This window comes from Conexibacter woesei Iso977N (genome assembly GCF_000424625.1).
In the GTDB taxonomy this organism is placed as follows: Bacteria; Actinomycetota; Thermoleophilia; order Solirubrobacterales; family Solirubrobacteraceae; genus Baekduia; species Baekduia woesei_A.
The window spans coordinates 524,805-551,193 of the sequence record NZ_AUKG01000002.1; the positions used below are offsets into that span (position 1 = coordinate 524,805).

The window sequence follows — 26,389 nt, forward strand, 5'->3', positions numbered from 1 at the left end:
AAGGACTGACCACGAGCATGCCCGTACGCGTCGGGATCAACGGCTTCGGCCGCATCGGCCGCAACCTCTTCCGTGCCGCCCAGGCCCAGAACGCCGACATCGAGTGGGTCGCCGTCAACGACCTCACCGACACCAAGACGCTCGCCCAGCTCTTGAAGTACGACTCGATCCTCGGCCCCTACCCGGGCACGATCGAGGTCGACGGCGACAGCATCATCGTCGACGGCAAGCCCCTCAAGGTGCTCGCCGAGCGTGACCCCGCGAACCTGCCGTGGAAGGACCTCGGCGTCGACGTCGTCGTCGAGTCGACCGGCTTCTTCACCAAGCGCGCCGACGCGCAGAAGCACATCGACGCCGGCGCGACCAAGGTCATCATCTCGGCCCCCGCGTCCGACGAGGACATCACGGTCGTCCTCGGCGTCAACTTCGACAGGTACGACAAGTCGCAGCACCACGTGATCTCCAACGCGTCGTGCACGACCAACTGCCTCGCGCCGATCGCGAAGGTCGCCAACGACGCGATCGGCATCAAGCACGGCCTGATGACGACGATCCATGCCTACACGCAGGATCAGAACCTCCAGGACGCGCCGCACAAGGACCCGCGCCGCGCCCGCGCCGCCGCGATCAACCTCGTGCCGACGTCGACCGGCGCCGCCAAGGCCGTCGGCCTCGTCCTGCCCGAGCTCAACGGCAAGCTCAACGGCTTCTCGGTCCGCGCGCCGATCCCGACGGGCTCGCTCGTCGACCTCACGTTCGAGGCCGCGCGCGAGACCTCGGTCGAGGAGATCAACTCCTTGTTCAAGGAGAAGGCCGACACCGGCGACCTCGCCGGCGTCCTCCAGTACACCGAGGACCCGCTGGTCAGCTCGGACATCGTGGGCAACCCCTACAGCTCGATCTTCGACTCCGGCCTGACCGCGGTCATCGACGGCACGCTGGTCAAGCTGGTGGCCTGGTACGACAACGAGTACGGCTACTCCAACCGCCTCGCCGACCTCATCCAGAAGGTCCTTTGAGAACCCTCGACGACCTCGGGGACCTGAGCGGGAAGCGCGTCTTCGTCCGCGTCGACTTCAACGTCCCGATCAAGGACGGGGTCATCGGCGACGACGCGCGCATCCGCGCCGCCCTGCCGACCCTGGAGGAGCTGCGCCGCCGCGGCGCGCGGCTCCTCCTGGCCGCCCACCTCGGGCGGCCGAAGGGCCGGGACCTCGACTACTCGCTGGCGCCCGTCGCCGCGCGGCTGACCGAGCTGCTCGGGACCGACGTGACGCTGGCGGCCGACCTCGACACCGTCCCCGACGGTGACGTCGTGATGCTCGAGAACGTCCGCTTCGAGGCGGGCGAGACGAAGGACGACGAGGCGCTGGCGCAGCGCTACGCCGCGCTCGCCGACGCCTACGTCAACGACGCCTTCGGCGCCGCGCACCGCGCGCACGCGTCCACGCACGCGATCGCCAAGCTGCTGCCGAGCGCCGCCGGGCTCCTGCTCCAGCGCGAGGTCGAGACGCTGACCGGCATCCTCGCCGACCCCGCGCGCCCGCTCGTGGCGATCGTCGGCGGCGCCAAGGTGACCGACAAGATCGGCGTGCTCGAAGCCTTCCTGGAGAAGGCCGACACGATCCTGATCGGCGGCGCCATGCAGTTCCCCTTCTTCAAGGCGCAAGGCCATGATGTCGGTTCCTCGCTCTGCGAGGCCGACGGCATCCCCGCCGCCGAGCGCGTCCTGAGCGACGCCGCGGACGGCCAGGTCAAGCTCCCCGTGGACATGGTGTGCGGTGAGAGCTTCTCAGTCGACACGCCGGTCACGGAAGTCGATGGCATCGACGTCCCCGACGGGCTCATGGGGCTCGACGTCGGCCCGCGCACCGCGCAGGCCTACGCCGAGGTCATCGAGAACGCCGGGACGGTCTTCTGGAACGGTCCCATGGGCGCGTTCGAGCTGGAGCCGTTCGCGGCCGGCACGCGCGCCGTGGCCGAGGCGGTGGCGAAGGCGGCGGGCACCACGGTGGTCGGCGGCGGCGACAGCGCGGCGGCCCTCCGTCAGTTCGGGCTCGAGGGCGAGGTGACGCACCTGTCGACCGGCGGTGGCGCCTCCCTGGAGCTGATCGAAGGCAAGACGCTTCCGGGCGTGGAGGTGCTGAGCGCATGAGCAGTCGCAAGCCGCTGATCGCGGGCAACTGGAAGATGCACGGCACGATCGCCGAGACCGAGGAGCGCATCGCCCAGATGCTGCCCCGGATCGCGACGTCCGAGCACGTCGACCACGCGATCTGCGTGCCGTTCACCGCGCTGCAGGCCGCCGTCGACTCGGCGCGCGGCTCGCTGCTGAACGTCTACGCGCAGAACATGCACGAGGGCGAGAACGGCGCGTTCACCGGCGAGATCTCGGCGGGCATGCTCACCGAGATCGACGTCCAGGGCGTGCTGCTCGGTCACTCCGAGCGCCGCAGCCTGTTCGGCGAGACCGACAAGGCGCTGAAGCTCAAGGTCCCGGCCGCGCTCAACGCGGGCCTGCAGGTGATCCTCTGCGTCGGCGAGACCGAGGACGAGCGCGAGAACGGCGACACCGAGCGCCGCCTGCGCCACCAGGTCCAGGAGGGGCTGGAGAAGGTCCCGGCCGAGCGCCTCGGCGAGCTCGTCATCGCCTACGAGCCGGTCTGGGCGATCGGCACCGGCAGGGTCGCGACGCCCGAGCAGGCCCAGGACGCGCTGGCGTTCGTCCGCGCGCTGGTCGCCGACCGCGACAAGGCGGCGGCCGAGCAGGTCCGCGTCCTCTACGGCGGCTCGATGAAGCCCGACAACGCGGCCGAGCTGCTCGCGCTCCCGGACTGCGACGGCGGCCTGATCGGCGGCGCGTCGCTGGACGTGGACCAGATCATCGCGATCGTCGACGCCTGCACACGCTGAGCTGATGAGCGACACGTTGCCCGTCCCGCGCGTCGTCCTGGTCGTCCTCGACGGCTGGGGGATCGCTCCGCCCGGGCCGGGCAACGCGGTCGACCTCGCCGACACGCCGGTCTTCGACGCGCTGTGGGAGAAGTACCCGCACACGCAGCTGACGGCCGGCGGCAAGGCCGTCGGCCTGCCCGAGGGCCAGATGGGCAACAGCGAGGTCGGCCACCTCAACCTCGGCGCGGGCGCGGTCGTCAAGCAGGACCTGACGCGCATCGACGAGGCGGTCGAGGAGGGCACGCTCGCCCACAACGAGGCGCTGCTGGCCGCGACCGATCCGGAGCGGTTCGAGCGCGTCCACCTGATCGGCCTCGTGTCCGACGGCGGCGTGCACTCGGGCTGGAAGCACCTCGAGGCGCTGATCGCCCTGGCCGGCGAGCGCGGCGTCAGGGACGTCGTCATCCACGCGTTCACCGACGGCCGCGACACGTCCCCGCGCGGGGGCGAGCGCTACCTCCAGCAGGTCCAGGAGTGGGCGGACGCCGCCGGCAACGCGCGCATCGGCAGCGTCATCGGCCGCTACTACGCGATGGACCGCGACAGCCGCGCCGAGCGCACCCAGGCCGCGGTCGACCTGCTGCTCGACGGCGTCTCGCCCCACCACACGGGCAGCGCCGTCCAGGCCGTCACCGACTCCTACGCGCGCGACGAGCGCGGCGACGAGTTCGTCGCGGCGACGACCGTCGGCGACGAGGCCCGGATCCGCCCGCAGGACTCGGTCATCGCCTTCAACTTCCGCCCGGACCGCATGCGCCAGATCACCGAGGCGCTCGGCCCGAAGGTCGCGTTGTACACCACCTTGGCCGAGTACGAGGAGGGCTGGCCCTACCCGGTCGCTTTCCCGCCGCAGCGCCCCGCGACGACGATGACGAAGGTCATCGCCGAGGCCGGCGGCAAGCAGCTGCACGTCGCCGAGACCGAGAAGTACCCGCACGTCACGTACTTCTTCGGCGGCGGCGAGGAGGCCCCGGAGACGGGCGAGCGCCGCGAGCTCGCGACGTCGCCGCGCGACGTCCCGACCTACGACAAGAAGCCCGAGATGAGCGCCCGCGAGGCGGCCGACAAGTTCATCGCCGCCTGGCGCGAGGACGAGCCGACGTTCGGGATCATCAACTTCGCCAACGCCGACATGGTCGGCCACACCGGCGTGATCCCGGCGGCCGTCAAGGCGGTCGAGACCGTCGACGCCTGCCTGGGCGACGTCGTCGCCGCCGTGCAGGAGTCCGGCGGCGCGCTGCTCATCACCGCCGACCACGGCAACGCCGACGAGATGCTCGAAGACGACGGTTCTCCGGACACGGCGCACTCGCTGAACCCGGTCCCGGTCATCGTCACCGTGGAGACCTTGACGCTCAGAGAGGGTGGCATCCTTGCGGATGTCTCGCCAACCCTGCTCCAACTCCTAGGCATCGCCCAGCCGGACGCCATGACCGGCACCACTTTGCTTGTCGGTTAGCTGACGCTCAGAAATCCTGCGTCGCATTACACTGCGCCGCGGGATGAGCAAGGGGGCTTATCGCAGGGGGCCGATCGGCCCGACGCTGGCCGGCTTCGCCGCGGTCGGGTTGCTGGTGGTCGTGGTCTTCGCGTTCCTGCTCGGGAGCGTGAGGTCCATGCACAGCAACGCCAACCACGCGCGCTCGGCCGAGCGCGTCGCGCTGCTCGCGTCGCGCCTGAACCGGCTGACCATCGACCTGGAGACCGGCGTCCGCGGCCGCTTGCTCACCGGTGATAGTGAGTACTTACAACCGTACAACGAGGCTCAGCAGCAGCTTCCGGATACGGAGCGGCAGATCGAGGACGCGGTCACCGATCCCGCCCAGGACACGCGGATCAGGCAGCTGATCCAGAAGCTCGAGGGATACCGGACCGGCTGGGCGACGATGGCCGCCGGGCTGTCGCTCAACACGCCGCAGAGGGACATCCGCGCGCAGATCGCCAACGGCAAGGCCCAGCTCGACGAGCTGCGCGGGCTGTTCGACAGCTTCCGCTCGATCCAGCTCGCCAAGGCCGACGAGCAGGGCGACGCCGCCGACTCGGCGTCGACCAAGGCGCTGGTCTGGGGCATCGTCGGCCTCGTCGTCACGCTCGGCGGCCTGATCGCGCTGGCGCTCTTCAACGTCCGCTGGATCCGGCGCGAGGCCGACGCGGCGATCGGCAAGGCGCAGGCCGAGGAGCAGTCGCGGACCAAGTCCACGTTCCTGGCCAACATGAGCCACGAGATCCGGACGCCGCTCAACGGCGTGATCGGGATGACCGACCTGCTGCTCGACACCGAGCTCGACGGCGAGCAGCAGGAGTACGCCGCGACCGCGCGCGCGTCCGGCGAGCAGCTGCTCGCCGTCATCAACGACATCTTGGACATCTCGAAGATCGAGGCCGGGCACCTGGAGCTGGAGGAGCGCGCGTTCGACCTGCGCGAGGTCGTCGAGACGACCTCCGACGTCGTCGCGGCGACCGCGCACGGCAAGGGCCTGGAGCTGTCGGTCTTCCTCGGCGACGAGGTCCCGCACGCGGTCACCGGCGACCGCGGCCGGCTCGCGCAGGTGCTGACCAACCTGCTCTCCAACGCCGTCAAGTTCACGCCCGAGGGCGAGGTCAGCGTCGAGGTCACCTGCGAGGGCCAGGACGAGGGCGGGGCGGCGCTGGTCTGCTTCGAGGTCGCCGACACCGGCATCGGCATCGCCGAGCGGGACCTCGCGCGCCTGTTCGAGTCCTTCCAGCAGGCCGACTCGTCGACCACGCGCCGCTTCGGCGGCACCGGCCTGGGCCTGGCGATCAGCCGCCAGCTGACGCGCATGATGGGCGGCGACCTCACCGTCGCGTCCGAGGTCGGCTCCGGCTCGACGTTCGCGTTCTGCCTGCCGTTCATGGAGGCCGACGGCGAGGACGCGGTCACGGTGCGCCCGCAGATCGAGCTGCGCGGGCTGAAGGTGATGGCCGTCGACGACACCGCGACCAACCGCCGGATCCTCGAGGCCTACCTCGGCTCCTGGGGCATGCGCGTCACGTCGTGCCCGGACGGCGAGGACGCGCTGGAGGCCCTGCAGCGCGCCGCCGACAAGGGCGAGCCGTTCGACGTCGCCGTGTTGGACTTCAACATGCCCCGGATGGACGGGGTGGAGCTCGCGCGCCGGATCACCGCGTCGCCCGCGCTGCGCTCGCTGCGCATGGTGATGCTGACCTCGTCCGGGACCGGCCACGCGGCCGCCAGGCAGGTCGGCGTGACGGAGTTCCTGACCAAGCCGGTGCGCCAGTCGCGGCTGTACGACGCGATCGCCTCGGCGATGTACCACTCGCCCAGCGCGCAGCAGGCGCGCGCTCAGGAGCGCCAGGCCGAGGAGGAGGCCGCACGGATGAACGCACGGAACGGAAGCGCCGCGGAGGGCGCGTTGATCCTCATCGCCGAGGACCACGACGTCAACCGCATCCTGATGGAGAAGCTGCTGGCCAAGCGCGGGCACCGGACGGTCGCCGCGGCGACCGGGCTGGAGGCGGTCCGGCTGGCGGGCGAGGGCGAGGTCGACCTGGTGTTCATGGACTGCCAGATGCCGGAGCTCGACGGCTACGCCGCGACGCAGCGGATCCGCGAGCGCGAGGGCGGCGGCGGGGCGCGGCTGCCGATCGTCGCGATGACCGCGCACGCGATGGCGGGCGACCGCGACAAGTGCCTGGCCGCGGGGATGGACGACTACGTCGCCAAGCCGCTGCGCCCCGACGAGGTCGACACGATGCTCGCGCGCTGGCTGCCGTCGCGCGCGCCGGTCAACGGCAACGGCAACGGGCACGGCAACGGCAACGGCAACGGCGGCGGCCCCGCGAGCGAGGACGTCGCGACGATCGACGACGAGCGCTTCGACGACCTCGCGCGCGAGTTCTCGCCCGACGTGGTCCGGGAGGTCGTGACCGCGTTCATCGACTCCACGCCGCCGATCATCGAGCGGATCGTGCTCGCGGCCGAGGGCGACGACCATCCGGAGATCTCATCGGCCGCGCATCGCCTCAAGGGCGGCTGCCTGGCCGTCGGCGCCGGGCAGCTCAACGACCTCGCCGACGAGCTGGAGACGCTCGGCCGGGAGCAGGCGCCCGGCTCCGACCTCCGCGACGCGGCCGACCGGCTGGAGCGCGCCTGGATCGCCACGCGACGTGCGCTGCGCGACCGCGTCGGGTAGAACTGGCGCCATGCTTTTCGGTCAGGAGCACATCGAGCGCTACGAGGCCACCGACGGCCAGGAGGGTCACGACTGGGAGGGGACGCAGACGCTCGTCCTCACCACGACCGGCGCGAAGTCCGGCGCCGAGCGCAAGTCCGCGCTGATCTACGGCGAGCACGACGGCGACTACCTCGTCGTCGCCTCCAAGGGCGGCGCTCCGGAGCCGCCGTCCTGGTACGTCAACCTCAAGAAGGACCCGGACGTCAGGATCCAGGTCTGGGGCGACAAGCTCGACGTCACCGCGCGCGACGCGACCGACGCCGAGAAGGCCGAGCTGTGGTCGATCATGACCGGCCACTGGCCCGCCTACGACGAGTACCAGACCAAGACCGACCGGCCGATCCCGGTCGTCGTCCTGGAGCCCAAGTAGCCCGAACTACGCAGGCGGGCTGCACGGACTGGCGGAGTGCCGTTGTTCGTGCAACCATGCTGTGGCCGTGTCCACCACCACGACGACTCTCCCGGCCGCAGCCGGTGGCGCCCTGGACGATCGCGAGCTGCGCGCCTGGCGCGGGCTCCTCCGGGTCCACGCCACGCTGTCCAAGGCCCTCGACAACCAGCTCGACCGCGAGCACGACCTGCCGCTCACGTCGTACGAGGTGCTGAAGTACCTCGCCGACGCCGAGGAGCAGAAGATGCGCATGTGCGACCTCGCGTCGTCGGTCATCCTGAGCCGCTCGGGCCTGACCCGGCTGGTCGACCGCCTCGAGCGCGACGGGCTGCTCGTCCGCGAGTCCTGCGCGTCCGACGCGCGCGGCGCGTTCGCGAAGCTGACGCCCGCGGGCTACGAGAAGCTCAACGCGGCGCGCGAGACCCATCTCGCGAACGTCCGGGCGCTGTTCCTCGACAAGCTGTCCCCCGAGGAGCAGGACGTCCTCGGCGACATCTGGGCGCGCGTGCTCCCGGGTGCGGTCGGTGCCGCGGGCGCCGACGACGACTGCGGCTGTTAGCGGCACGTAGCCGCCCACATCCGGGGCGCTCACCGCTTTAGAGTGGCGGCGGATGGCTGCCGGTCCGCTCTCGCCCTGGAGGCTGCTCGTCGCAGTGTGCGCCGGGCTGCTGGTCGTCGTCGCGATCGGGCTGGGCGTCTGGTCGCTGGCCTCGTCGGAGGAGCGGTCGGTGTCGTACTCGGTCCGGGGCGCGCTGGCCGGCGTGTCGGTGGACGTGGGCGCCGGTGACGTCGAGGTCGTCGGCGGCGGGCGCGCGCCCGCGGTCGCCGTCAGCCACGTCGACCGCTTCGGGTTCGGGCACGGGCCGTCGGTGTCGCGGTCGGTGGTCGACGGGACCTTCAGGGTCGTGTCGCGCTGCCCCGACACGATCCTGCACGGCTGCTCGGTGCGCTACCGGCTGATCGTGCCCGACAACGTCCCGGTCGCGATCACCACGACCTCGGGGTCGGTGCAGCTGCACGACTACCGCGGCTCGGCGCGGATCGAGACGCGCGGCGGGAACGTCGACGTCGAGGGCTTCTGCGGGTTCTCGCTGGAGGCGCGCTCCAGCGGCGGCGGGAACGTCACCGCCGCCGCGTCCTGCCCGCCGCAGCAGCTGATGCTGCGCGCGACGACCGGCGCGATCAGCGCGCGCGTGCCGGGCGGGCGCTACCGGGTCGACGCCTCGACCTCGTCGGGCGCGCCGCGGATCAACGGCCTGACCGCCGACGCGGGCGCCCCGTTCGCGATCCAGGCGCTGAGCGTGTCCGGCAAGGTCACGCTGCTCGGCGGGAGCGCGTCGTGAGCGCGGTCGCCGCGCGCCGCGCCGACCGCGCCGGCGGCACCGGGCTGCGGGAGCGCTGGGGGCGCGCGGTCAGGACCGCCGGCTTCGTCGGCGCGTCGATCGTCACGTCGGTCCTGGGGTTGTTGTCCGTGTCGCTCGTCGCGGTCGGCGCGCTGCTGAGCCTGCTCGGCGGCCTCGGCCTGCCCGTCCTGCAGGTTGGGGTGGAAGCCTGCCGCCGCGTGGTCCAGCTGGAGCGCCGCGCGGCCAACCGCTTCGTCGACGCGCACATCCCGCCGGTCCCGATGGCGGTCCGCCACACGCAGGGCAGCCTTTGGCGGCGCTCGCGGGACACGCTGCGCGACGCCGCGCTGAGGCGGATGGTCCTGCGGCTGCTGCTGGCGCCGCTCGTGACGCTGGCCGGCTGCCTCGCCGCGTTCGCGCCGGTCGTCCTGGCCGCGTGGCTCGGCAAGCTCTGCGCCGAGGCGCTGTTCGGGCTCGGCGACGCCGACTACGTCGGGCCGCTGAGCTTCGGCGTCGGGGCGGGGCTGCTGTTGTTGGTGTTGACGGTCGCGGCGGTCGTCGTCGCGGTCGGCCTGCTCGACATGCTCTACGCGCCCTACAGCGCGCTGGCGCGCAGGATCATGCTGCCGCGCGCGGTCGTCGGCGCGCCGGTCCGGGAGCTGCTGGCCGAGTCGCTCGGCGACCACTCGGTGGCGATCGCCTACTGGCTGCCCGACCGCGCGATGTTCGTGGACGAGACGGGCAGGCGCGTCGAGCTGCCGCACCCGGCGTCGGGCCGGACGTGGACGACCGTCGAGCGCGAGGGCCGGCCGGTCGCGGCGATCGTGCACGACGCCGCGCTGGACACGTCGAGCGAGCTGGTCCAGGCCGCGGCGAGCGCGGCGGAGCTGGCGATCGACAACGAGCGGCTGAAGGCCGACCTGCGCGCGCGGCTGGAGGAGCTGCGCGTCTCGCGCCTGCGGATCGTCGAGGCGACCGACGCGGCGCGGCGGCGGATCGAGCGCGACCTGCACGACGGCGCGCAGCAGCAGCTCGTCGCGCTCGCGCTGGAGCTGCGCCTGCTGCGCGCGAAGCTGGGCGGCGACGAGGAGCTCGTCGGCGTGGTCGACGGGCTCAGCCAGCGGCTGGCGAGCGCGCTGGCCGAGCTGCGCGAGCTGGCCCGCGGGATCCACCCGTCGATCCTCAGCGACCAGGGCCTGGCGCCCGCGATCGACGCGCTCGCCGACCGCGCGCCGGTCGAGGTCCGGGCGGCGGTCGAGGTCGAGGAGCGCTACGCCGAGCCGATCGAGGCGGCCGCCTACTTCGTCGTCGCCGAGGCGCTGACGAACGTCGCCAAGTACGCGAAGGCGTCGGGCGCCGACGTCAACGTCAGGATCGCCGGCGGCGAGATCGTCGTGCACGTCTCCGACGACGGGATCGGCGGCGTGGACATGGCCGCCGGTTCCGGCCTGCGCGGCCTGCGGGACCGGCTCGCCGCGGTCGACGGGACCCTGGAGATCGCCAGCCCGCCGGGGCGCGGCACGCGCGTGCGCGCCCGCATCCCGGTCGCCGACGACCCGATGGAGGACGAGACGTGAGACGGTGGGCGTTGTTGATGATGTTGGTTGCGGCGCTCGCGGCGGGCTGCGGGTCGAAGACCGTCGTCACCGAGGGCCCGGTGACGGTCGCCGGCAGCGGCGCGACGGTCCCGGGCGGGGCGGAGGCGGGCTCGCCCGACATGCCCGGCGGCGCGCGGGCGGTCCGGATCGCGGTCGTCACGCACGGCCAGGCGGCGAGCCCGTTCTGGGCGATCGTGCGCAACGGCGTCGACGCGGCCGGGCGCCAGGTGGGCGCGGTGATCTCCTACAGGGCGCCGGACGTCTACAGCCTGGAGCATATGGAGCGCCTGATCGATCAGGCTGTTGCGACCAGGCCCGACGGCCTCGTCGTCTCGCTCCCCGAGCCGGGGCTCGCGCCCGCGATCAAGCGCGCGGTCAGGGCCGGGATCCCGACCGTCACCATCAACTCGGGCAGCGACATGTACAAGCAGCTGGGCGTCCTGGCCCACGTCGGCCAGCCGGAGGGCGACGCCGGGTTCAAGGCCGGCCGGCGCCTCGCCGCGCTCGGCGCCCGTCGCCCGTTGTGCATCAACCTGGCGATCGACAACCAGGGGTTGGACGAGCGCTGCCGCGGCCTGGCCCGCGCGATGCGCGCGGCGGGCGGCAGGTCGACGGTCGTCCGGATCGACGACCAGGACCCGGGCGCGCCGCAGGCGATCGCCACCGCCGTCAGGAAGGAGCACGCCGACGCCGTGCTGGCGATGAACTCGACGTCCGGCGTCGCCGCCGCCAAGGCGCTGCCGCGGTCCTCCAGGGTCACCGTCGCGACCTTCGACCTCGGCCCGGACGTCCTCAGGGCGGTCAAGGCCGGCCGGATCGCCTTCGCCGTCGACCAGCAGGCCTACCTCCAGGGCTACCTCCCGGTCGTCCTGCTCACCGAACGCGCCCGCTACGGCCTCTTCCCGGCCCAAGGCGACGTGATCCCAACCGGCCCGAACTTCGTGACGCCGGCCAACGCCGCGAAGGCGATCGCGCTGTCAGCTCGCTCTATCCGCTGACGCGGCGGCCTCGATCTCGTGCGCAGCCTCGGCGCGCGCGTCCCGCGCGAGGACGCGGGGGCTGTCGGTGATGATCGCTCGGCGGCGGAGGCCGGCGAGGGCGGACTCGGCGCCGTCGAAGCGGACGAGGGTCGCGAACGACGGGCACCAGGTCGTGGTGATCGAGTGGGGGTCGAAGTCCTTGATGTGGCCGTCGAACTCGATCCGCGCGCCCGCGTAGCCGCCGTCGACCGCGAGCCGCACGCACGAGTTCGCGCCGACGACGAGCGGCGGCGTCGAGCCGCCGTGCGCGGCGACGGGCGTCACGACGATCGCCTCGGTCCCGGCGGCGAGGATCGGCCCGCCCGCGGCCATCGTGTAGGCGCTGCTGCCCAGCGGCGTCGCCAGGATCACGCCGTCGCCCGCGAAGCGGACGTAGAGGTCGTCGTCTACGTAGACGTCGACCGTCACCTGGTTGGCGCCCTTGCGCACGACGACGAGGTCGTTGATCGCGATGTGCGGGTCGTTGCCGTCGACTCCTACACCTACTCCGGGCAGGTCGCGGCGGGACCAGTCGCCGGCGACCATCCGGTCCAGCGCGTCGTAGAGGTCGTCCGCGTGGGTCGCGGTCAGCGCGCCGAGCGACCCGCAGGCCACGCCCAGGACCGGCTTGCCGACGGCCGCCGCCGCGTGCAGCGCGGCCAGCGTCGTGCCGTCGCCGCCGAGCGCGGCGATCACGTCGCAGTCCGCGGGGTCGCCGGGCGGCGCGACCTCGCGCTCCTGGCCGTGGGCCGGGACCTGGACCAGCTCGGCGTCGTGCGCCACGGCCCAGCGCCTCAGCTCGTCGAGCGCGCCGACCAGCGGCCGGCTCGGATGGACGACCAGCCCGATGCGCCGGATCGGCCCGCTGTCGAACATGAGCTAGGCGGCGTCCGCGGTGGCCGACGACAGCTGCGCGAGCTCGGTGTCGGTCAGCGACAGCGCGTTGACCGGCAGCAGGTCGGCGAGCTGGTCGACCGTGCGCGCCGAGGCGATGGGGGAGGCGACGTGCGGCTGCGCGGCCAGCCACGCCAGCGCGACCGTGGCGATCGAGACCCCGCGGGTGTTCGCGATCGCCTCGGCCGCCTCCAGCGCCGCGACGGCGTCCGGCCGCTCCAGGTACTTCGCGGCGCTCCCCGCGCGCGGCGAGTCGACCGCGTCGCCGCCCGGGCGGTACTTGCCGGTCAGGAAGCCCATCGCCAGCCCGTAATACGGGACGACCGCGATGTCGTGCTCGGCGACGACCGGCGCGAGCGTCGCCTCGTAGTCGTCACGGTCGACGAGGTTGTAGTGCGGCTGCAGCGCGACGTACTTCGGCAGGCCCTTGCGGTCGCTCAGCGCCAGCGCCTCGGCGAGCCGGGCGGCGCTGTAGTTCGAGGCGCCGATCGCCCGGACCTTGCCGGCGTCGATCAGCTCGCCGAAGGCCGACAGCGTCTCCTCCAGATCGGTCTCCGGATCGTCGTAGTGCGCCCAGTAGAGGTCGATGCGGTCGGTCTGCAGGCGCGCCAGCGACGCCTCGGCGCCGGCCAGGATCGCGTCGCGCCCGAGGCCCTTGTTCGGCGCGAGCTGCGAGACCTTCGTGGCCACGACCAGATCGTCGCGCCTGGCGGCGTTCCTGGCCAGCCACGACCCGATGATCGCCTCCGAGTCGCCGCCGTCATTGCCGGGCACCCAGGCGGAATACACGTCGGCGGTGTCGAAGAAGTTCCCGCCACCCCCGACGTAGGCGTCGAGGACATCGTGGGACGCGGCCTCGTCGGCCGTCCACCCGAAGACGTTGGTGCCGAGGCAGAGGGTGCTGACGTCGAGTCCGCTGGTTCCGAGCTGGGGCATGAGCTGACGCTACCGAAATGCAGATCTCATATGAACGGACTGAGATCTTCTGCTAAAATTCATACCAGCTAAGAACCTTCCCACCCTGAGGAGAACACCATGGCCCTGATCCGTTGGGAGCCCTTCGGCGGCGCGACGGCCACCGCGCCCGCCACCAGCAACCGCCGCCGCTTCGTGCCGGCCATCGACGTCGCCGAGCGCGACGACGCCTACGTCATCCACGCCGACCTCCCGGGTCTTGACCGGGACGACGTCGACCTCTCGCTCGAGGGCCGCGTCCTGACGCTCTCCGGCTCGCGCACGCACGAGTCCGAGACGACGAAGGACGGCTGGGTCCGCGTCGAGCGCTCCAGCGGCTCGTTCCGCCGCGCGTTCACGCTGCCCGAGGGCGTCGAGGGCGACAAGATCGCCGCGACGTTCGACAAGGGCGTGCTCGAGGTCGTCGTCCCCAAGCCCGCCTCGCGCCAGCCGCACAAGGTCCAGATCACCGTCGGCACCGACATCGAGGACACCGCCGCCGAGCAGGCCGCGACCTCGTAACCACCTCAGGTCATGGGGAGCGGGACCATCGGCGCCCGCTAGGTTGGGGCGCCGATGGCTTCCGCGCAATCACCCCTCGACATCCTCGCCCGCGACCCCGGCTCGCTCGCCCGCGCCGGGGTCCTGCGCACCGCCCACGGCGAGGTCCGCACGCCCGCGTTCGTCCCGCTGGCCACCAAGGCCACCGTCAAGGGCCTGACGCCCAACGAGGTCCGCGACCTCGGCTACGACATGGTCCTGGGCAACACCTATCACCTGTTCCTGGAGCCCGGGCACGAGCGCATCGCCGGCCTCGGCGGCCTCCACGACTTCATGCGCTGGGAGCACCCGATCATCACGGACTCCGGCGGCTTCCAGGTCTTCTCGATGGGCCACGGGACCGTCGCCGACGAGATCAAGGGCCGCGCCGCGCACGGCGGCGCCCGCCACGGCAAGACGCTCGGGATCACCGAGGAGGGCGTCCGCTTCCGCTCGCACATCGACGGCTCCGAGAAGTTCCTGGCGCCCGAGACGAGCATGGAGATCCAGGCCAAGCTCGGCTCCGACATCGCGCTCGTCTTCGACGAGTGCACGCCGTTCAACGTCTCCAAGGACTACACGGCGCGCTCGACCGAGCGCACCCACCGCTGGCTTGAGCGCTGCCTGGACTGGCACGAGGCCAACGGCCCCGAGGGCCAGCTCGTCTACGGGATCGTCCAGGGCGGCGTCTACGAGGACCTGCGCAAGGAGTCGGCGGAGACGATCGGGGCCAGCAGAGTCGACGGGATCGCGATCGGCGGCTCGCTCGGCGCCGACAAGCCGCAGATGTACGAGGTGGTGGAGATGGCGACGAGCGTCCTGCCCGAGGCCCCGCCGCGCCACCTGCTCGGCATCGGCGACATCGACGACCTCGTCCGCGGCGTCGAGCTGGGCATCGACACCTTCGACTGCGCGATGCCGACGCGCCTCGGCCGCCACGGCGTCGCGCTGGTCCCGGAGCCCGACAAGCGCTGGCGCGTCGACCTCACCGCCGGTCGCTTCAAGGACTCCGACGAGCCGATCTACGAGGGCTGCCCCTGCCCGACGTGCTCCTACGGCTACACCCGCGGCTACCTGCGCTACCTGGTCAACAACCGCGAGCTGACCGGCCTGCGCCTGCTCGTCGTCCACAACCTCGCGTTCGTCCGCCGCACGATGACCAGACTGCGCGACGCGATCATCCAAGGCCGTCTCGCCAAGGAGGCCGCCGCGCTCCGTGGCGGGCTCGCTCCGTAGCGGGGCGATCGGCGGAGTGCGGGCCGCGATCAGAGGTGGCATCGCGCCCTAGCGAGTGACAGCATCGAGGGCGTGACCGCCGCCGTCGCGCACTCGATCCTCGCCGTCCTCGCGCCCGGCGAGCAGCAGCACCTCGACAGCGCGCGCCAGATGCAGGCGCTGTCGTTCGCCGTCCACATCCCGCTGGTCTGCTTCGGGACCGCGTTCCCGGCGCTCGTGCTGTTCACGGAGTGGCTCAGCCACCGCACCGGCGACCCCGAGCTGCGGCGGCTGGCCAAGCGCTGGAGCCGGATCATGGTCGCGCTGTTCGCGATCGGCGTCATCACCGGGACGATCCTGAGCTTCGAGATGGGCCTGCTCTGGCCGTCGTTCACCGCGACGTTCGGCAGCGTCTTCGGCCTCGGCTTCGCGATCGAGGGCTTCTCGTTCTTCGTCGAGGCGATCTTCCTCGGCATCTACGTCTACGGCTGGGACCGCCTGTCGCCGCGCGCGCACATGTGGTCGCTGGTCCCGGTCGTCCTGACCGGCTTCACCGGCTCGTTCATGGTGATCGCCGTCAACGCCTGGATGAACCACCCGAGCGGCTTCCGGCTCGTCGCAGGCAGGGCGGTCGACGTCCACCCGTGGCACGCGCTGTTCGACAACGTGTACTTCTGGCACGAGCTCGTCCACATGTACATCGCGGGCTACATCGTCACCGGCTTCGTGCTCGCCGCCTGCTACGGCTTCGCGTGGATGCGCGGGGACCGCACGCGCTACACGCACGCCGCGCTGGCGATCCCACTGACCGTCGCCGCGCTCGCCGCGCCGGTCCAGATCCTGGTCGGCGACTGGGCGGCGCGCGACGTCGCCAGGTACCAGCCGGTCAAGCTCGCCGCGCTCGAGGGGCTGGGGGCGACGCAGAGGGGCGCGCCCGTCCACGTCCTCGGCTGGTTCGACAGCGACCGCGACGACGTCCGCTACGGCGTGAAGGTCCCCAGGGCCCTGTCGTTCCTGGCCTTCCACGACTTCAACGCGAAGGTCCAGGGCCTGGACGCGGTCCCGGCCGCCGACCGCCCGCCGGTCAACGTCGTGCGCTATGCGTTCCAGACGATGGTCGGGATCGGGACGCTGCTCGCGTTCCTCGGGCTCTTCTACCTGTTCGTGCGGCTGCGGTGGAGGCGCCTGCCGGAGACCGTGTGGTTCTACCGAGCGCTCGTGCTCGCCGGACCGCTCAGCGTCGTTGCGCTGATCGCGGGCTGGGTGACGACCGAGGTCGGCCGCCAGCCGTGGGTCGTCTACGGCTTCATGCGCACCGAGCAGGCCGTCACCGGCGCGGGCCCGATCCCGTGGGGCTACGCGGCGCTCGTCATCGTGTACGTCGGCGTCGGCGCCGCGGTCGTCTGGATCCTGCGCCGCCTCGCCAACTCGGAGGTGACGGCATGACGCTCCAGGACGTCCCGATCCTCTTCATCCTCGCGGGCCTCGTCGCCTACGTGGTGCTCGCGGGCCCGGACTTCGGCGCCGCGATCTGGCAGGTGACCGCCAGGCACGACGACGACGGCGAGCACCTGCGCGACCTCGCCCACGACGCGATGGCGCCGGTCTGGGAGGCCAACCACGTGTGGTTGATCTTCGTCCTGACCGTGATGTGGACGAGCTACCCGACCGCGTTCGGCTCGATCGCGTCCACGCTCTGCGTCGCGCTGTTCATCGCGGGCCTCGGGATCGTCGTCCGGGGCGCGGCCTACGCGCTGCGCTCGGGCGCGCGGTCGCTGCACGAGCAGGCCCGGATCGACACGGCGTCGGCGATCTCCTCGGTCCTGACCCCGTTCGCGCTGGCCGCCGCGATCGGCGGCGTCGCGTCCGGCCGCGTGCCGGTCGGCAACGCGCACGGCGACCTGTTGACCTCGTGGCTGAACCCGACGTCGATCGTCACCGGCGCGATCGCGGTGGCGACCGCCGCCTACCTCGCGGCCGTGTACCTGTGCGCGGACGCGACCGGCCTCGGGCGCGCCGAGCTGGCGGAGGCGTTCCGGCGCCGTGCGCTCGGCGCGGGCGTCCTGGCGGGCGCGCTGGCCGCCGCCGGCCTCGTCGTCATCCACCACGACGCGCACCGGATCTACCACGGGCTCACGCAGGGCGACGGCCTCCCGGCCCTGATCGTCTCGGCGCTCGCGGGCGCCGGCACGCTCGCGCTCGTCGTCCGGCGCCGCTACGAGCCCGCGCGCTACAGCGCGGCGCTGGCGGTCGCGGCGATCGTCGTCGGCTGGGCGCTGGCGCAGAAGCCGGTCCTGCTGCCGGGCCTGACGATCCACCAGGCCGCGGCGCCGCACGACACGCTCGTCGCGGTGACGATCGCGGTGATCGCCGGCGGGCTGATCGTGTTCCCGTCGCTGGCGCTGCTGTTCCGGCTGACGCTCGTCGGGACGCTGCGCCACGGCTACGGCGACCACGAGACCGCGTCCGCGCCGGACGCCCCGCCGCCCGCCCGCGCGCTGGTCGCCGCGACCACGCAGGGCCTGCTCGGCCGCGCCGCGCTCGCCTGCCTGGTCGCGGGCTTCGGCTTCCTGACCGTCCTGAACCCCGGCTGGGCGCACGTCGTCGGCGTGCTCGCGCTGGTCGGCTTCGTCGTGCTCGGGTTCGTCGCCGTGCTGCCGCGGGACCTGCTCGGCGACACCTGACTCCGCGTCCAGAACCGCTCAACGCACCTCAAGAACGGGTGCTGGGAGGCCGAGCAAGCTGGTGAGATGAACCGGATCGCCACCGTCCTCGCCATCACCGCTGTCAGCGCCGCCGCGTTGCCCGTGCCGCTGGCCGGCGCGAAGACCGACGCGGGCGGCTTCGTCCAGAAGGTCAACGGGATCTGCGGCACCGCGGTCACCCAGATCGACAACCTCTCGACCGGCGGCGCCGACGCCTCGACGGCCAAGACGCTGCGCGCCTGGGACAAGATCGCGGATCGCACCGCGGGTCGCCTGGACAAGGTCAAGGCCCCGGGCTACGCGGCCAAGCGCTACAAGTCGATGCTCGCCGCGATGCACACGGCGCGCTCGTCCTCCGCGACGGTCATCCCGCAGGCCAGGGCCGGTCACACCAAGGCCGTCGAGCACGCGCTCTACACGGCGGCGAAGAGCATCCAGAAGTTCTCCGACATCGCCGTCGACCTCAACGTCGGCAACTGCGCGTCGCTGACGGGCCCCGGCTACAGCGACACCACGGGCTGAGCCCGCGCGGTCCGGACGCCACGCGCGGCTAGCGCGTGTTGTCCTGGATCAGCTGCTTGAGGTCGCTGATCACCTGGTCGGCGTCGTCGTGGACGACCTGGCGCAGGTGGACCGAGTTGTCCTTCTGCGACGTCGCGACGTAGGCGGCGGCGCCGACGGCGGCCAGGACCGCGATCAGCAGCACGAACGTCACGAAGCGCCGGAACGCGCCGCGCTTCCTCCTGCCCTGGCGCTGTTGCGCCGCGGCCTGCTGGGCGGCGGCGCTGCGCTCGGCGCGCGCACGCGGTGACTCGCGCCCCGCGGCGGGGGCGGCGACCGGCGGCGCGGCGCGGCGGGGCGCGCGCGGCTCGCGCGGGACGACCAGCGGCGCGGTTCCGGGCTCTCCGGCGAAGACCGTCGTGGCGTCGTCGTCCCAGCCGCCGACGACCTGCGTGGCGTCCTCGTCGGGACCGATGCCGCGGGCGCCGTCCAGGACCGCGGTGCGCATCGTGTCCGCGCTGCCGCCGTAGCGCTGCTTGGGGTTCAGCGCCAGCGCGCGCTCGACCGCGACGCTCAGCGCGCCCGGGATCGCGGGGTCGAGCTGGTGCAGCGACCGCGGGACCTCGCGCTGCTGCTTGAGCGCCAGCTCGGTCAGCGACTGCGCCTCGTAGGGCAGGCGGCCCGACAGCAGCTGGTAGGCGACGACGCCGAGCCCGTAGAGGTCGGCGGCCGGCCCGGCCTCCTCGCCCGCCGCCTGCTCGGGCGCGAGGTAGGCCGCGGTGCCCAGGACCGAGCCGACCTGGGTGATCGACGACTCGTCGGAGGCGATCTTGGCGATCCCGAAGTCGGCGAGCTTGATCGTCCCGTCGGCCTCGCTCAGCAGCAGGTTGCCGGGCTTGACGTCGCGATGCACGAGCCCGTTGCGGTGCGCGTACTCCAGCCCGCGGCAGGCCTGGGCGATCCAGTCGACGGCCTCGTCGACCGGCAGCCGCCCGCGGTCCTTGAGGATCTGCGCGCCGGACGGGCCGACGATCCGCTCCATCACGATGTAGTGGCGGCCGGTCTGGTCGTCGAGCCCGAAGTCGTAGACCTGGACGATGTTGGGGTGGACCATCCGCGCGGCGGCCATCGCCTCGCGGCGGAAGCGCGCGACGAACTGCTGGTCGTCGGCGAGGTGCTCGGCCAGGAGCTTGACCGCGACGTAGCGCTCCAGGCGCGTGTCGAAGGCGACCACGACCGTGGACATGCCCCCGAGGCCGAGGCGCTCGCCCAGCTCGTAGCGGCCGGCGATCGTGCCGCCGCTCATCCCGTGCCCCCGTCGCCGGTGCCGCCGTTGCCGCCCGAGATGCCGTCGCCGCTGCTCGTGCCGCCCGGCGTCGTGTCCGACGGCCCCTCGGTCCCGCCGCCGGTGTCCGGCGGCGTGCCGGTCGTCGGCTCCGTCGGGGTCGTGGGCGTGGGCGTCGTCGGCGTCGTGGTGGTCGGCGTCGTCGTCGTGGGCGTCGTGTCGGTCTCGGTCGGCGTGGTGTCGGTCGGCGTCGTGTCGGTCTGCGTCTGGTCCTGCTGCTCGGCGGCGAGCCGGGCGGCGACGTTCCTGCACGTCGTCAACGCGTTCTTCCTCAGTGAGGTGACGCCGTCGTTGATCCGCCTGCGCAGGCGCGAGTCGACCGGCTTGGTCAGCGACGTCGCGTCGTCGTGGAAGGTGTCGACCTTCGCGGCGAGGCCGTCGCACTTCCCGGCCGCGATCTGCTCCTGCAGCGCGTCGAGCTGCGAGGTGAGGTCCTGCGCGCGCTGGCTGGGGATCAGGTTCGAGCGGTCGCCGCCGCAGCCGGACGCCACGAGGGCGGCCAGCGCGAGCACGCAGACGAGCGCGAGGAGGTGGTGGAGGCGGCGTTCCACGCCTATTGACCGTACCCAAGCCGCTCGGCCAGCGAGGCAGGTAGCCGGGCGTTGCGGATCGCGGCCTGGGCGCCGGAGATGTCGTACTCGGTGCGCCGCCACTGCGCGCGCTCCAGCTCGGTGTCGAGCAGCAGCCACGCGGCGCGCGGGTCGTTGTCGCGCGGCTGGCCGACCGATCCGGGGTTCAGGATCCACTCGCCGGCGCTGAGGTCGACGGCGTCGCCGCCGCGGCGCGGCTCGCCGGTCGCGGGGTCGCCCTCGGGCCGGACGAACGACAGCGCGACGTGCGAGTGGCCGACGAAGCCGATCCGCTGCTCCATCTGGTCGAAGCACAGCTCGGCCAGCAGCGAGGACAGGACGTACTCCCAGACCGGGTCGCGCGGCGAACCGTGGAACAGGCCGACGCCGCGCGCCTCGCCCGACGGCGCCAGCGAGCGCAGCCAGGCGGCGTGGTCGGGATGCAGGACCTCCTGGGTCCAGCGCGCCGCGATCGCCGCGCCGCGCGAGAACTCCTCCAGCGACAGCTCGCCGGTCACCGCGAGGTCGTGGTTGCCGCACAGCACGGCGTCCGCGTTCTCGCGGATCCGCGCGCAGCAGTCGTTGGGGTCGGCGCCGTAGCCGACGATGTCGCCCAGGCACCAGATCTCGTGCACGTCCTCGCGCTCCACGTCGGCTAGGACCGCGTCGAGGGCGTGAAGGTTGCCGTGGATGTCGGAGAGGACGGCGATGCGCATGGAAATGGACCCGCCCGCCCAGCCCGTCGGCGCCGAAGACCCAGCGGGTCAGGCTATCGCGAGCGGCCCCGCGCCAGCGCAGGCCGCCGTGCGAGGATCCCCTGCAGATGAAGATCGTCGTGCTCGCCGTGGGCCGCATCAAGCCTCCGTACGCGGACGACGTCCAGCACTACCGCAAGCTGCTGGGCGGTCAGGCGCGCGTCGAGGTCGTCGAGGTGCGCGACGACGAGCAGGTCGCCAAGCGGATCCCGGAGCGGGCGTACGTCTCGCTGCTGGATTCCCGGGGCGACATGATGGACTCGGTCGCGTTCTCGCGCTGGATGGAGCAGCGGCGGATGGAGGGGCGCGACGTGTGGTTCGTGATCGGCGGGGCGTTCGGCGGGGTCGAGCTGGAGCGCGTCGACCACAGGCTCTCGTTCGGCCCGATGACGCTGCCCCACCAGCTGGCGCGCGTCGTGCTGCTCGAGCAGGTCTACCGCGCGCACAAGATCCTCGCCAACGAGCCGTACCACTACTAGGTTCTCGGGACCATGCGCCAGGTCGACCGTGAGCTCCGGATCTTCGTCGCCCGGCTGCTGCGCCTGGGCCTGGCGATCGTCGCGCTGCTGGCGGCCGGGACGATCGCGCTGGTCATCACCGACGGGCTGAACGCGTGGACCGCGTTCCTGCACACGCTCGACATCGTCGCGACCACCGGCGCCTACCCGGCGTCGAGCGACACGGGGTCCGAGATCGTCCGGGTCGTCCTGACCGTGCTCGGCGTCGGGACGTTGTTCTACGGGTTGGTCTCGGTCACCGAGCTGCTGGTCGCCGGCCACGTGGCGCAGCTGCTGACCGCGCGTAGGATGCAGAAGATGATCGATGCGACCAGCGACCACTACATCATCTGTGGGTACGGTCGCGTGGGGCGCCAGGTCGCGCGGGACCTGCGCGGCGCGGGTGCGCGCTACGTCGTCATCGACGCCGACCCGGCCAACCGCGAGGACGCGCGCGGCGTCGGCGTGCGCTTCATCGAGGCCGAGCCGTCCGACGACCGCGCGCTGATCCAGGCGGGCATCGAGCGTGCGCGAGCGGTGATCGCCTGCGTCGACTCCGATGCCGAGAACGTGTTCATCACGCTGACCGCTCGCGAGCTGTCGCCGGACATCGCGATCGTCGCGCGCGCCGCGCAGGAGGACAGCGAGCGCAAGCTGGTCCGCGCGGGCGCGACGCGGGTGATCTCCCCCTACAAGTCGAGCGGGGCCGAGATGGCGCGGATCGCGCTGCACCCGCAGGTCTCCGGCGTGCGCGACGTCGACGCCGAGTACCGCTTCGAGGAGATCACGGTGGTCGAGGGCTGCGAGGGCGCGGGGCAGACCGTGGGCGACATCCGGGGTGGCGCGTTCATCGTCGGGCTGCGCAGGCTCGGCAGGGGATTCGAGCCCCAGCCGGCACCGGAGACCGTCCTGGGGGTCGGGGACGTCATCATGGCGATGGGAACCCCGAACACGATGGACCGACTCGAGACCTTGTTCGCAACTACGCACACATACAGAGGAGCGTCGCTGTGAGCGCCTCCTCGTCCCCTGTCGAGGCGCTGCACGCCGCGGTCGAGGCCGCTGCCGCGCAGACCGCCGGCGGCGAGGCGCCGAAGGCGCGGCCGACGCTGGAGCGCCCGCGCCAGGCCGACCACGGCGACTACGCCACCAACGCGGCGCTGCTGCTGGCCAAGCCGATGAAGGCCGCCCCGCGCGATGTCGCGGCGCGGCTGGCGGACACGCTGACCGAGGAGCTCGGCGCGTCGCTGGACCGCGTCGAGATCGCGGGTCCGGGGTTCCTGAACCTGTTCCTGAGCGACACGTGGTACCTGGATGCTCTGGGCCACGTGATCTCCGCCGGCCCCGACTACGGCGCGGGCGGGGCGGCGCCGTACGAGAAGGTCAACGTCGAGTTCGTCTCGGCCAACCCGACCGGGCCGCTGCACGTCGGCCACGCGCGCAACGCCGCCTACGGCGACGGGCTGGCGCGGCTGTTCTCGTTCGTCGGGCACGACGTGACGCGCGAGTTCTACATCAACGACTTCGGGTCGCAGGTGGCGAACTTCGGGCGTTCTGTCCAGGCGCGGGCGCACGGGGAGGAGGTGCCGGAGGACGGCTACGTCGGCGAGTACGTGGCCGCGCTGGCGCTGGAGCTCGACGACGCGGCGACGCGGCCGGTGGAAGAGGTGGGCCTCGAGGCGGTCGCGCTGATGGTCTCGCGCGCGAAGGCCTCCTTGCACGCGTTCGGCGTCGAGTTCGACGTGTGGTTCAGCGAGAAGTCGCTGCACGAGCGCGACGCCGAGGGCGTCTCGGGCGTCACGCACGGCTTCGACGTGCTGGCCGAGCAGGGGCACTCGTACTCCGACGACGGCGCGCTGTGGCTGAGGACGACCGACTTCGGCGACGACAAGGACCGCGTGATCGAGCGGTCGACCGGCGAGCACACGTACTTCGCGTCGGACATCGCCTACGCGCAGAACAAGCGCGAGCGTGGTTACGACCGCATGGTGTACGTGTTGGGCGCCGACCACCACGGCTACATCGGGCGGATGCGCGCCGCGTTCTCCGCCTTGGGCGGGGATCCGGATCGCTTGGATCTTCTGATCATGCAGTTCGTCCACCTCGTCCGGAAGGGCGAGAGGGTCTCGATGTCCAAGCGCGCGGGCGAGTTCGTGACGCTCGACGACCTGGTCGAGGAGATCGGCGTCGACGCCGCGCGCTGGTTCCTGCTGAACCGCTCGCACGACACGACGATCGAGGTCGACCTGGAGCTCGCGACAAGCGAGACCTCCGAGAACCCCGTGTACTACGTGCAGTACGCGCACGCGCGGATCGCGGCGGTGCTGCGCAAGGCGGGCGACGAGCGCGTCGCCGACGCGCTGGCCGAGGGCTTCCCGGCCTCCGGGTTGAGGTTGCACGCGAGCGAGCGCGCCCTGATCGCGAAGCTGCTGGCATGGCCGGCCGAGACGGTCGAAGCCGCCGACCGCCGCGCCGTCCACCGCATCGCCTCCTACGCGCTGGAGCTCTCCCAGGCCTTCTCGGCCTTCTATCGCGACTGCCAGGTCGTCGGCTCCGAGCCCTACGAGCTCGAGTCCTTCCGCATCGCCCTCAGCGTCGCCACCCAACGCACCATCTTCCGCGCGCTCGATCTCCTCGGCGTGAGCGCGCCGGGCGAGATGTAGCCCTCGATACACGCGGTATCGAGGCGCAGCGGCAGCGCGACCGATCGTGTCCGCGGCCGCACGTCCGCCGCTGCGGGCGTCGGCGGTACCGAGCGTCGTCGGGCGCAACACCTCAGGCGTTTGCCGGTCTCCACCGCCGTTCGGTACACGCGGTATCGAGGCGCAGTGGCGGCGCGACCGGTCGTTTCCGCGGCCGCACGCCCGCCGCTGCGGGCGTTGGCGGTACCGAGCGTCGTCGGTCGCAACACCTCCGACGTTTGCCAGTCTCCGCCGGCGCTCGGAACTCCAGGGCCTCCTCGGCACGATTGCGCCGACCAAGATGTAGCGGTCGCTCGCCGCGCCGCCCTCGCGGTCGCCGGCCGGGCGGCGTTACAAGTTGTACAAGAAGTCCAGGCCCAGTCCGCTCAGCGCGTGCTGGGCCCTGCTGTTGAGCGTGGTCAGCTCGCCGGAGAGGATCAGCAGGCCCATGATCACGAGGATCGCGCCGGAGATCGCCGTGACCCAGACGTGGCGGTCGCGCAGCCACCTGAAGGCGCCGGTGGCGCGGTCGAAGGCGAGCGCGGTCGCCAGGAACGGGACCGCGAGGCCCGCGGAGTAGCAGGCGAGCAGCAGGCCGCCCTTGCCGACGGTGTCGGAGGTCGACGCCGCCGCGAGGATGGACGCCAGCGTCGGCCCGACGCACGGCGTCCAGGCGACGGCGAACGCGAGCCCCGCGATGACCGGGCCGCCCGCGCCGGCGCGTTGGATCAGCGCCTCCGGGCGCCACTCGCGGTTGAAGCGCGGGATGAAGAGCGTGCAGACGAAGAAGACGCCGAGGAAGACGATCAGCCAGCCGGCGATCTTGTTCAGCGTCTCCTGGTGGTCGTGGAGCGTCGAGCCGATCCCGGTCGCGCTCATGCCCAGCGCGACGAACATGGTGGTGAACGACAGGCAGAAGATGATCGCCGGGCCGAGGATCTTGCCGAGCGGGCGATCCTCGCCGCGGATCTCCTCGAGGCTCACGCCGGAGATCGCGGACAGGTAGCCCGGGACGAGCGGCAGGACGCAGGGCGAGATGAACGACACGAAGCCGACCGCGAACGCCGCGAAGACGGTGGTGTCGACCTGGTTGGTGGCAGCGAGCAAGGGCGGGGCGGGCTAGAGCTTGTAGTTGGCGAGGTCTGCGTCGAGGCGCTGGGCGTCCTCGTCGGAGAGTCGCGGCCCGTCGTCGGTCTGTGACCCCGCGCGGTCGCGCTTCTTCCACCTCGGGAGGAAGATCGCGCCGGCGATCAGCGCGATCAGCACGATCGCGATCGGGATCAGGTAGGCCGCGAGGCCGAAGCCGGACTTCTTCGGGGTCGCCAGGACGTTGCGGCCGTAGAAGACGACGAGGCGGTCCTCGATCTGCTTCTTGGTCAGGCCCTGGGCGATCATCGAGTTGATCGTGCGGCGCTCGGCGTCGGCCTGCGGGGACTCGGCGATCGCCAGCGGGACGCCGCAGGAGACGCACATGACGTCGGCTTCGACGGCGTTGAGGGAGGTCTTGGGCTGGGCGGCTCCGGCCGCGGTCACCGCGACGGCGAGCGCAGCGGCGGCGAGCGCGACCAGCAGCACGACGCGACGCACGGCGCTCACGCCTTCTCGGCCTCGGCGATCGCGCCGTCGAGCCACGACTGCTTCACGGCTCCGCGCGAGATCGCGACGATCTTGCCGTTCTTGTCGATCACGAACGTCTCCGGGAGCGCGCGCGTGCCGTACTTCTGCGCCAGTTCCGTGCCGACATCGCGCAGCGACGGGTACGCGACCTTGAACTCGCGTTCGAACTTCGCGGAGTCCTCGGGCGCGTCGTTGTAGGTGGCGCCGAGAACGGTGCCCGCATGCGTGGAGGTCAGCGACCTCTGCGCCTTCTCCATGATCGGCGCCTCACCCCGGCACGGCTCACACCAGGACGCCCAGAAGTTCAGGACGACGACCTGGCCCCTGTAGTCCGCAAGCGACTTCTGCCCCGCGCCGTTCAGAACCGGCCGCTCCATGTTGTAACCGGGCGCGCTCGGGTGCTTGCCCTGCTTGACGGCGTCGTCGAGCGTCGTGTTCTGCCCGCCGTGCACCACGCCATAGACCAGCAGGGCGACGAGCGCTGTGGCAACGACCACGACGACGATCGGGACCACGGGCTTCTTCCGCTTCTCGCTCGCAGTCTCTGGCGCAGCGGTCTCAGGCACGCGCACAGGGTATTGCGCGCCTCCGTT

At 72.1% G+C, this 26,389-nt stretch carries 26 protein-coding genes; 18 read left to right on the forward strand and 8 right to left on the reverse strand.

Going from position 1 to position 26,389, the window contains the following annotated elements; translation table 11 throughout:
- Positions 1–17: 17 nt before the first annotated feature.
- From gap to H030_RS0114845, 10 genes are all read left to right on the forward strand, one after another.
- A complete protein-coding gene (gene gap / locus H030_RS0114800; RefSeq protein WP_027006678.1) occupies positions 18–1,019 on the forward strand; it encodes a type I glyceraldehyde-3-phosphate dehydrogenase in 1,002 nt (333 codons plus the stop codon).
- The gene (locus H030_RS40180; protein ID WP_027006679.1) at positions 1,016–2,155 is read left to right on the forward strand and encodes a phosphoglycerate kinase; all 1,140 of its coding nucleotides are present in this window, start codon (positions 1,016–1,018) and stop codon (positions 2,153–2,155) included. Before gap ends, H030_RS40180 begins: the two co-directional genes overlap by 4 nt.
- Positions 2,152–2,913: a triose-phosphate isomerase gene (gene tpiA / locus H030_RS40185; RefSeq protein ID WP_027006680.1), complete on the forward strand. Its 762-nt coding sequence runs from the start codon at positions 2,152–2,154 to the stop codon at positions 2,911–2,913. Before H030_RS40180 ends, tpiA begins: the two co-directional genes overlap by 4 nt.
- A 4-nt stretch (positions 2,914–2,917) precedes the next feature.
- On the forward strand, positions 2,918–4,414 hold the full coding sequence (gene gpmI / locus H030_RS0114815) for a 2,3-bisphosphoglycerate-independent phosphoglycerate mutase (RefSeq protein ID WP_027006681.1): 1,497 nt from the start codon (positions 2,918–2,920) through the stop codon (positions 4,412–4,414).
- 43 nt (positions 4,415–4,457) lie between these two features.
- Positions 4,458–7,130 carry a response regulator gene (locus H030_RS32360; RefSeq protein ID WP_051222750.1) on the forward strand — a complete coding sequence of 891 codons (2,673 nt, stop codon included), beginning with the start codon at positions 4,458–4,460 and terminating at the stop codon, positions 7,128–7,130.
- Between the two features lie 10 nt (positions 7,131–7,140).
- Positions 7,141–7,542 carry a nitroreductase family deazaflavin-dependent oxidoreductase gene (locus H030_RS0114825; protein WP_027006682.1) on the forward strand — a complete coding sequence of 134 codons (402 nt, stop codon included), beginning with the start codon at positions 7,141–7,143 and terminating at the stop codon, positions 7,540–7,542.
- Between the two features lie 67 nt (positions 7,543–7,609).
- On the forward strand, positions 7,610–8,122 hold the full coding sequence (locus tag H030_RS32365; protein WP_051223352.1) for a MarR family winged helix-turn-helix transcriptional regulator: 513 nt from the start codon (positions 7,610–7,612) through the stop codon (positions 8,120–8,122).
- Positions 8,123–8,174: 52 nt separating this feature from the next.
- Positions 8,175–8,906: a hypothetical protein gene (locus tag H030_RS0114835; RefSeq protein WP_027006683.1), complete on the forward strand. Its 732-nt coding sequence runs from the start codon at positions 8,175–8,177 to the stop codon at positions 8,904–8,906.
- The gene (locus H030_RS37170) at positions 8,903–10,483 is read left to right on the forward strand and encodes a sensor histidine kinase (protein ID WP_051222752.1); all 1,581 of its coding nucleotides are present in this window, start codon (positions 8,903–8,905) and stop codon (positions 10,481–10,483) included. The genes H030_RS0114835 and H030_RS37170 overlap by 4 nt, the downstream gene beginning before the upstream one ends.
- Positions 10,480–11,502 carry a substrate-binding domain-containing protein gene (locus H030_RS0114845; protein WP_155892061.1) on the forward strand — a complete coding sequence of 341 codons (1,023 nt, stop codon included), beginning with the start codon at positions 10,480–10,482 and terminating at the stop codon, positions 11,500–11,502. The genes H030_RS37170 and H030_RS0114845 overlap by 4 nt, the downstream gene beginning before the upstream one ends.
- Here the strand turns inward: H030_RS0114845 and H030_RS37175 are convergent.
- The gene (locus tag H030_RS37175) at positions 11,482–12,399 is read right to left on the reverse strand and encodes an NAD(+)/NADH kinase (RefSeq protein WP_051222755.1); all 918 of its coding nucleotides are present in this window, start codon (positions 12,397–12,399) and stop codon (positions 11,482–11,484) included. The genes H030_RS0114845 and H030_RS37175 overlap by 21 nt on opposite strands.
- Before the next feature lie 3 nt (positions 12,400–12,402).
- Entirely contained in the window at positions 12,403–13,353 is a 951-nt protein-coding gene (locus H030_RS0114855) for an aldo/keto reductase (RefSeq protein ID WP_027006685.1), read from the reverse strand.
- A 99-nt stretch (positions 13,354–13,452) separates the two neighbouring features.
- Between H030_RS0114855 and H030_RS32385 the strand changes: the two genes are divergently transcribed.
- The 5 genes from H030_RS32385 to H030_RS0114880 all read left to right on the forward strand — a co-directional run bounded on the left by H030_RS32385 (position 13,453) and on the right by H030_RS0114880 (position 18,353).
- The gene (locus tag H030_RS32385; RefSeq protein ID WP_051222758.1) at positions 13,453–13,893 is read left to right on the forward strand and encodes an Hsp20/alpha crystallin family protein; all 441 of its coding nucleotides are present in this window, start codon (positions 13,453–13,455) and stop codon (positions 13,891–13,893) included.
- A 54-nt stretch (positions 13,894–13,947) separates the two neighbouring features.
- Positions 13,948–15,147, forward strand: a complete 1,200-nt coding sequence (tgt, locus tag H030_RS32390) for a tRNA guanosine(34) transglycosylase Tgt (RefSeq protein WP_035127735.1) — start codon at positions 13,948–13,950, stop codon at positions 15,145–15,147.
- A gap of 72 nt (positions 15,148–15,219) precedes the next feature.
- Complete coding sequence (locus H030_RS0114870; protein ID WP_035127738.1) at positions 15,220–16,572, forward strand: cytochrome ubiquinol oxidase subunit I; 1,353 nt, start codon at positions 15,220–15,222, stop codon at positions 16,570–16,572.
- A complete protein-coding gene (locus tag H030_RS32395) occupies positions 16,569–17,810 on the forward strand; it encodes a cytochrome d ubiquinol oxidase subunit II (RefSeq protein WP_051222760.1) in 1,242 nt (413 codons plus the stop codon). The genes H030_RS0114870 and H030_RS32395 overlap by 4 nt, the downstream gene beginning before the upstream one ends.
- A gap of 66 nt (positions 17,811–17,876) precedes the next feature.
- Complete coding sequence (locus H030_RS0114880; protein WP_027006687.1) at positions 17,877–18,353, forward strand: hypothetical protein; 477 nt, start codon at positions 17,877–17,879, stop codon at positions 18,351–18,353.
- A 28-nt stretch (positions 18,354–18,381) separates the two neighbouring features.
- On the opposite strand, the gene H030_RS32400 is transcribed toward H030_RS0114880, so the two are convergent.
- The 3 genes from H030_RS32400 to H030_RS0114895 are packed head-to-tail and all read right to left on the reverse strand — an operon-like array spanning position 18,382 to position 20,962.
- Positions 18,382–19,638: a protein kinase domain-containing protein gene (locus H030_RS32400; RefSeq protein ID WP_051222762.1), complete on the reverse strand. Its 1,257-nt coding sequence runs from the start codon at positions 19,636–19,638 to the stop codon at positions 18,382–18,384.
- Positions 19,635–20,228: a hypothetical protein gene (locus H030_RS37180; protein WP_051222764.1), complete on the reverse strand. Its 594-nt coding sequence runs from the start codon at positions 20,226–20,228 to the stop codon at positions 19,635–19,637. Before H030_RS37180 ends, H030_RS32400 begins: the two co-directional genes overlap by 4 nt.
- Before the next feature lie 2 nt (positions 20,229–20,230).
- Positions 20,231–20,962, reverse strand: a complete 732-nt coding sequence (locus H030_RS0114895; protein WP_027006688.1) for a metallophosphoesterase family protein — start codon at positions 20,960–20,962, stop codon at positions 20,231–20,233.
- 107 nt (positions 20,963–21,069) lie between these two features.
- Here H030_RS0114895 and H030_RS0114900 point away from each other — a divergent pair, with 107 nt between their 5' ends.
- The 3 genes from H030_RS0114900 to argS are packed head-to-tail and all read left to right on the forward strand — an operon-like array spanning position 21,070 to position 24,161.
- Positions 21,070–21,480, forward strand: a complete 411-nt coding sequence (locus H030_RS0114900; RefSeq protein ID WP_027006689.1) for a 23S rRNA (pseudouridine(1915)-N(3))-methyltransferase RlmH — start codon at positions 21,070–21,072, stop codon at positions 21,478–21,480.
- A gap of 12 nt (positions 21,481–21,492) precedes the next feature.
- The gene (locus H030_RS0114905; protein ID WP_027006690.1) at positions 21,493–22,512 is read left to right on the forward strand and encodes a potassium channel family protein; all 1,020 of its coding nucleotides are present in this window, start codon (positions 21,493–21,495) and stop codon (positions 22,510–22,512) included.
- Positions 22,509–24,161, forward strand: coding sequence for an arginine--tRNA ligase (gene argS / locus H030_RS0114910; protein WP_027006691.1), 1,653 nt, complete (start codon positions 22,509–22,511; stop codon positions 24,159–24,161). Before H030_RS0114905 ends, argS begins: the two co-directional genes overlap by 4 nt.
- Positions 24,162–24,530: 369 nt before the next feature.
- Here argS and H030_RS0114915 read toward each other — a convergent pair whose 3' ends face one another.
- The 3 genes from H030_RS0114915 to H030_RS32410 are packed head-to-tail and all read right to left on the reverse strand — an operon-like array spanning position 24,531 to position 26,362.
- On the reverse strand, positions 24,531–25,286 hold the full coding sequence (locus H030_RS0114915) for a cytochrome c biogenesis CcdA family protein (RefSeq protein ID WP_027006692.1): 756 nt from the start codon (positions 25,284–25,286) through the stop codon (positions 24,531–24,533).
- Positions 25,287–25,298: 12 nt separating this feature from the next.
- Complete coding sequence (locus tag H030_RS0114920; RefSeq protein WP_027006693.1) at positions 25,299–25,775, reverse strand: cytochrome c-type biogenesis protein CcmH; 477 nt, start codon at positions 25,773–25,775, stop codon at positions 25,299–25,301.
- A complete protein-coding gene (locus tag H030_RS32410; RefSeq protein WP_155892062.1) occupies positions 25,772–26,362 on the reverse strand; it encodes a TlpA family protein disulfide reductase in 591 nt (196 codons plus the stop codon). The genes H030_RS0114920 and H030_RS32410 overlap by 4 nt, the downstream gene beginning before the upstream one ends.
- Positions 26,363–26,389 lie beyond the last annotated feature (27 nt).

What these genes read in the sequence shown, in the direction of transcription:
- H030_RS0114905 (WP_027006690.1), top strand. Translation starts at nt 21,493, where the DNA reads ATGCGCCAGGTCGACCGTGAGCTCCGGATCTTCGTCGCCCGGCTGCTG.
- H030_RS0114900 (WP_027006689.1), top strand. Translation starts at nt 21,070, where the DNA reads ATGAAGATCGTCGTGCTCGCCGTGGGCCGCATCAAGCCTCCGTACGCG.
- H030_RS32400 (WP_051222762.1), bottom strand. Translation starts at nt 19,638, where the DNA reads ATGAGCGGCGGCACGATCGCCGGCCGCTACGAGCTGGGCGAGCGCCTC.
- H030_RS0114895 (WP_027006688.1), bottom strand. Translation starts at nt 20,962, where the DNA reads ATGCGCATCGCCGTCCTCTCCGACATCCACGGCAACCTTCACGCCCTC.
- gpmI (WP_027006681.1), top strand. Translation starts at nt 2,918, where the DNA reads ATGAGCGACACGTTGCCCGTCCCGCGCGTCGTCCTGGTCGTCCTCGAC.
- gap (WP_027006678.1), top strand. Translation starts at nt 18, where the DNA reads ATGCCCGTACGCGTCGGGATCAACGGCTTCGGCCGCATCGGCCGCAAC.
- tpiA (WP_027006680.1), top strand. Translation starts at nt 2,152, where the DNA reads ATGAGCAGTCGCAAGCCGCTGATCGCGGGCAACTGGAAGATGCACGGC.
- H030_RS0114880 (WP_027006687.1), top strand. Translation starts at nt 17,877, where the DNA reads ATGAACCGGATCGCCACCGTCCTCGCCATCACCGCTGTCAGCGCCGCC.
- H030_RS32385 (WP_051222758.1), top strand. Translation starts at nt 13,453, where the DNA reads ATGGCCCTGATCCGTTGGGAGCCCTTCGGCGGCGCGACGGCCACCGCG.
- H030_RS0114825 (WP_027006682.1), top strand. Translation starts at nt 7,141, where the DNA reads ATGCTTTTCGGTCAGGAGCACATCGAGCGCTACGAGGCCACCGACGGC.
- H030_RS32360 (WP_051222750.1), top strand. Translation starts at nt 4,458, where the DNA reads ATGAGCAAGGGGGCTTATCGCAGGGGGCCGATCGGCCCGACGCTGGCC.
- H030_RS37175 (WP_051222755.1), bottom strand. Translation starts at nt 12,399, where the DNA reads ATGTTCGACAGCGGGCCGATCCGGCGCATCGGGCTGGTCGTCCATCCG.
- H030_RS0114835 (WP_027006683.1), top strand. Translation starts at nt 8,175, where the DNA reads ATGGCTGCCGGTCCGCTCTCGCCCTGGAGGCTGCTCGTCGCAGTGTGC.
- tgt (WP_035127735.1), top strand. Translation starts at nt 13,948, where the DNA reads ATGGCTTCCGCGCAATCACCCCTCGACATCCTCGCCCGCGACCCCGGC.
- H030_RS0114855 (WP_027006685.1), bottom strand. Translation starts at nt 13,353, where the DNA reads ATGCCCCAGCTCGGAACCAGCGGACTCGACGTCAGCACCCTCTGCCTC.
- H030_RS32395 (WP_051222760.1), top strand. Translation starts at nt 16,569, where the DNA reads ATGACGCTCCAGGACGTCCCGATCCTCTTCATCCTCGCGGGCCTCGTC.